This is a genomic window from Silvanigrella sp. (genome assembly GCF_044369315.1).
Lineage (GTDB): Bacteria > Bdellovibrionota_B > Oligoflexia > Silvanigrellales > Silvanigrellaceae > Silvanigrella.
Genome location: NZ_JBIPMD010000227.1, coordinates 1 through 5,100, shown reverse-complemented (window position 1 = coordinate 5,100; position 5,100 = coordinate 1). Strand labels below are relative to the sequence as shown.

Annotated in this window: 4 protein-coding genes and 1 pseudogene; 2 read left to right on the top strand and 3 right to left on the bottom strand. The window is 26.6% G+C overall.

Annotated features, from left to right (window positions below; all coding sequences use genetic code 11):
• Window positions 1-334: 334 nt before the first annotated feature.
• Both ACIQ56_RS14175 and ACIQ56_RS14170 read left to right on the top strand, forming a co-directional pair.
• Window positions 335-571: pseudogene (locus ACIQ56_RS14175) on the top strand (GNAT family N-acetyltransferase); the annotation flags it as partial.
• 180 nt (window positions 572-751) lie between these two features.
• Window positions 752-1,240 (top strand): hypothetical protein, encoded by a 489-nt coding sequence (locus ACIQ56_RS14170; RefSeq protein ID WP_397601700.1) that lies wholly within the window; start codon window positions 752-754, stop codon window positions 1,238-1,240.
• 34 nt (window positions 1,241-1,274) lie between these two features.
• On the opposite strand, the gene ACIQ56_RS14165 is transcribed toward ACIQ56_RS14170, so the two are convergent.
• The 3 genes from ACIQ56_RS14165 to ACIQ56_RS14155 all read right to left on the bottom strand — a co-directional run bounded on the left by ACIQ56_RS14165 (window position 1,275) and on the right by ACIQ56_RS14155 (window position 4,747).
• The gene (locus ACIQ56_RS14165; RefSeq protein ID WP_397601699.1) at window positions 1,275-1,424 is read right to left on the bottom strand and encodes a hypothetical protein; all 150 of its coding nucleotides are present in this window, start codon (window positions 1,422-1,424) and stop codon (window positions 1,275-1,277) included.
• 1,049 nt (window positions 1,425-2,473) lie between these two features.
• Window positions 2,474-3,553 (bottom strand): IS110 family transposase, encoded by a 1,080-nt coding sequence (locus ACIQ56_RS14160; protein ID WP_397601698.1) that lies wholly within the window; start codon window positions 3,551-3,553, stop codon window positions 2,474-2,476.
• A 114-nt stretch (window positions 3,554-3,667) separates the two neighbouring features.
• A complete protein-coding gene (locus ACIQ56_RS14155; RefSeq protein WP_397601697.1) occupies window positions 3,668-4,747 on the bottom strand; it encodes a hypothetical protein in 1,080 nt (359 codons plus the stop codon).
• Between the last annotated feature and the right edge of the window lie 353 nt (window positions 4,748-5,100).

Below are 5,100 nucleotides of genomic sequence, written 5' to 3'. Positions count from 1 at the left end.
ATTAATCGCACTGCTTACTTCCACGCTGATGGCTAATCTTTACGTGGGTGAGATTCGCACTCACTGGTTCTTACGCACTTATCTTGGCGCACCATAAATGCCCTCCTTTAGTAATTTATTTCTACGCGCTTTTGCTCTCTTAATTTCGGATTTTTGAGTGGACTTATCACCTAAAATCAATATAACCGTTAGCATATTATTAATAAAAGTATAATAAATCCGAAATCCAGCACTTAAATCCCTTAATTCATAGACTCCAAAACTTTATACCAAATTGACATAAAACACTGTAAATACTACAGTATACAAGCAAGGATTACATGTTAGATATTCAAAATATTGGGTTTCAATAGATAAAAAAGGAAATATAATTGGGATCACAGAAATATATTTTAGAGATTGTGATGATAAAGAGGTATTGTGGGTAAGCTGGTTTTGTGTAGATCAAAAATATCGCGGAAGAGGTATTGGGAAAACACTTTTAAATCATGTCATTTTTTATGCAAAAATAAATAATAAAAAAAGATTTAAGATATATGCATCAAATATAGAAGAAGAGAAAAATAATTAAATTAAACGCAAAATTTATTTATAATTTATGGAAATTTAATTTCAAGATGAGTTATTTAAATTCGATCCAAAAAAAAGGATAGTCTAAAACTAAACTATTAATATTTATATTAATTATTGGAATTTAATAAAATATAATATACAATAATTTTTTCATTAACTTAAACTACAGGATGTGGTTATGTATAAAATATTTATAAAATTACTCGCTATCCCTACTTTAATTTCATTTAATGCACAGGCAAAAGAAGTCGATTATATTTTTTACATCTCTCATCACAGTGAAGATAGTCTTCATTTTGATGGTAAACTAACAAATGTCAATGCCAATGTTCAATGTGGAGATTGGAAAAAAGAACTATCCATAAATAATTTTCGAATTCAAGAAGATAATAACGACAATGTTGCTATAATTCCTATCATTAAAAAAGAAAACTGTATTCTTAATATATTAAATTTTGAGTTCGAGAATACATCTTATACAGTTAAAAACAAGGAATCATTTAGCATAAATTTAAATAATACATCTAATTCTAGTCAAGTTGAAAATATCTCTACCTTAAAACCGAATAATCTTTTGAAAAATAAGTACAATATGATTTTAGAAGGTAAAAAAGTTGGAACAAATAATCTTTCTAATGAAATATGGATTAGCTATAAAGAGGAATGATATTCATTAAATTTATATTTTCAAACTTAACAAATTAGTTATTATAATGAAAAAAATGGGCTGGTGGTTCTTTAGGAAGATCATAAATCGTACATCGATTTGGAACTACCCAATTACATGGAAACTTTTTTGTTATAGTAAATATTCCAGTTGTTACTATAATTAGAACGTAATATTTTTTCATTTGTCCTCTATTCAATTTTAGAAATTTATTTTTATAATTATAATCAGATTTTCAATAATTTATTATATATATGATGTCAAATGTTTTTTTTAAAGATAATTCCTTGCTTTGTTTATTTATCTCTTTTATCAAATTTATTTAATTCAATATCAATATGTATAAATAAAATTTATAAAGTTTATTTATACAAAATTAAAAATATCTTTTTTTATTTTGTCTTAAAACTATCTTTTTATTCCACAAGAAAATGTCGAATCATTTGTCAGAGCAAATGGCTTAATGCCCATTGCAAATACAGATCCAGTTTGAAGTAAAGCGCAAATTATGAATAGTTTTTTCATTAAAAATTCCTCCTCATTGATTTAATGAATTTTAAATTTATTTAAAAACAAATAAGAAAGCAAATATCATAGCTTGCCATAACAGATTATTTTTTTATAATTTTAATATTTTATGTTTTCATTTATCTTTGGATATCTATATCAAATAATTTATTTAAATTGTATTGACAAATAATTTTAAATTTATATTAAATAATTTTTAATCTACAATGGATTGAGGAGGTAAAAGTTATCTTTTTTTTTTGTTAATGAGTTTATTTGTTATAAAAAATTAAATTATGTTTTGACAATTCGAATGTCTAGGTTTGAGTTTTTTTAGTTTTAATTCTGTTCAAGTACCAAAGTGCTTCTTTTCTATATGAATCCTGTTATGTGAAGTGTCAATCGCAAAATAATCTTTTAAAAGCTGAATTTAAAAACCCAGCATTTTAATTAAGAATTCTTGTAAACTTTCATAATTAATTTTAATTTCCCCTTTGATAAGCTTAACATCCTGTTATTCGTAGTCATAATATAAACTATGCTGCAAGTTGTTTATTCGTAAAGCTAAAGGGTTGTGCTCCAAACTTACCGACGCGGTTACTTTAAAAAAAAATACACGCAGGATTCGTTAACGAAGTCACAATATTTACAAACTAAGTTATAACTTATTTATCAAACTGAGATTTAAAATAAATTGAAGTTTATTTTAAATTTTAATATATTTTTTCAATATTTTTCCTCCGATTTTATGGAACGAATTTTTGAAATATTAATTTTATAAGGTGATTTATCTTTAAAACAAGCGCGAATTTTTCCAATAAGTCTTCTTGCTATTGCAACTATTGCTCTTTTTTTCCCTCTTTTTGCAGCTATTCTGTTAAATAACTCTTCCATTTCTGGATCTTTAGAAATAGTGGTCCAAGAACATTCAACTAATATTTTTCTTAATCTTGAATTGCCTTGTCTAGATATGTTTCCTTGTCTTATATTTTCTCCTGAGGAATATTCAACAGGGGTTAATCCCACAAAACTAAATAGTGATTTTTCATTTTTAAATTGCAACATGTCTCCAAGCTCATTCGCTAGAACTCTTGCAGATACCTCACCTATACCAGGAACGCTTTGGTAAATCAGTTCAATATGAGATTCATTTTCAGCTTGTTTTTTCAACTCTTTTTCTAATTCTTTTATCTGGGATTGCAAATATAGCCAGATATTTGCAAGACAATTAATTGTTATTTTTAATTCATTTTTCAGTTCTAAATAAACTAAATTCGATATATATTTTCTACTCATAACCTTTTCTTCAGAGAAATCAATATAACCAAATTGGAACAATTTATTTTTAATTTGATTTCCAGTACGGACCCTTTGAATCATTAGCTGTTCTCTAGTTCTTGATAATAACCTCTTATATTCTTGATCTAATGAAGGAATATTAATTCCAATCAAGCGTCCTAATGACAAATGTTCTGCTAATTTGTATGAATCTTTTTTATCTGTTTTAACTTTTTTATTGGCTGATATTTCAATAGATGAAGGATTGACTACTATATTTTTAATTCCTGAATCTAATAATTTCCTATGTAAATGAAAACCAGAAAACCCCGCCTCATACACCGAATATATTTCTGAATTTTGGTAATTATTTTTTAAAAACGAAATTAGGGCCTTTGGACATGCGGACATTGAAACTCGTTTTTTAACTATATCAGAACCTAGGGCAGTAACTGCGTACGTTTTTTTATGAACATCAATTCCCACATAAATTTTTTTCAAATTAGGACTAATTATGGATTCAGACATTTTAACCTCCAACTCTTAGAGGCGTTCTTTCAAAATAATACTCTGAAAAGGTTGATTTTCAAATCTAACCTAACCCTACTTCAACATAGCAACTTACCGTCTATCTATTATTTTTTAATTATTTTTATGACAGAATTCAGGAATCATTTGTTCAATTTTTGAAAAGACATCTTTCCAATTTCCTTGCTCATTTTGACGAATCAATTTTACGCTCTTATACCAAAAAGTATTTTCGCCTTCGCCAACATATCTTAAATCGGTATTTTTAGATAAAGGAACAAATGTAGGAATACCTAAGGCTCCAGCTAAATGAGCGGTTGAAGTGTCAGCGCTTATAATGCAGTCTAAATTTTTCATAATTTCTACAGTTTTTATAAATTTTGAATTATTATCTATCAGCTCTTCAATGGGTAAAGATTGTGAAATATTTTCTTTAATTCCACCATATTGTAAAGAAAAAAGTTTAATATTTTTATTTTCAGAAATATTAGATAACATTTTATAAGAATAGCTTCTGTCAGAATTATGAATATGATTTGCATCTCCAGTAACTATAACCCCTATTTTTATGATTTTATCATATTTACTGAATTTGTTACTATATTTATTATCGTTTAATGTTAAATAAGAGTTCGATTTAATATCAGCGATATTAATATTCAGATAGTGGGGTAAGCTCAATAATGAAACGTATAAATCATATTCAGGAATGTTATTCCAATCGTCAATGATCTCAATAGGTAAATTTTTGGGAATGTTATTCGAGTTTTTAAGAAGTTCAGCGAGCCCTTTTTGAGATAAAAATATAATTTTTTTAGGTTTTAAATCATTTAAATTGGAAATGAATCTAAAAAATTGGAGAGTATCCCCTATCCCTTTTACTCCATATATAAGTAATATTTTATCTTTTATTGATTGGTCTTTTTCCCATTGCGGTTTATCTTTTAATTGAAGCGGGGTCTTAAAATCAATAATTTTCTCTCCAAATTGGGATTCAATAACATTTGGATTTAAAGATAATGCATGAAAATAATTTTTTAAGGCATTATTCCAATCTTTATTTTTTTCATATTCTTTTGCTTTACTAATAAAATTTAAAGCACTGTCATTAATATTATTGTTTTCAAATGCTATCGAATTTAGAGGGATAAGACTTAGAAAAAATATAAACATTTTATTGCATTTTAAGAACATTATAGTTACTCCGATATCATGTTATAGGCCGTGTCCACAAAGTTTTTCGCCAAAATAGCTGACTATAAGGTGTAAATAATTAAAGAGTTGAAATTTGTAGTTGAAAAGATATGCTGCGGTTTAACAATTAACTTTTTTTGCAAAAAGGATTCCGTAGCATAATGAACAATCTACAATTATTTTATGAAAAATTTAAAGTCTATTTCCCCCAAAAAAAAATTAACCCTTCGCATTTTGCGCCGTCTTTTTATTATTTTATTAAATTTAGGTAGCATCTTTGTAACTTACTCCGACTGTCATTTTCCATTGTGGATGTCATGTAGGCAGGAATCAAATCAACAAGTTATCCATAG

Bases quoted from the DNA above. Each gene is read 5' to 3' on its own strand.
- ACIQ56_RS14155 (WP_397601697.1), bottom strand. From the start codon at position 4,747: ATGTTCTTAAAATGCAATAAAATGTTTATATTTTTTCTAAGTCTTATC.
- ACIQ56_RS14170 (WP_397601700.1), top strand. From the start codon at position 752: ATGTATAAAATATTTATAAAATTACTCGCTATCCCTACTTTAATTTCA.
- ACIQ56_RS14160 (WP_397601698.1), bottom strand. From the start codon at position 3,553: ATGTCTGAATCCATAATTAGTCCTAATTTGAAAAAAATTTATGTGGGA.
- ACIQ56_RS14165 (WP_397601699.1), bottom strand. From the start codon at position 1,424: ATGAAAAAATATTACGTTCTAATTATAGTAACAACTGGAATATTTACT.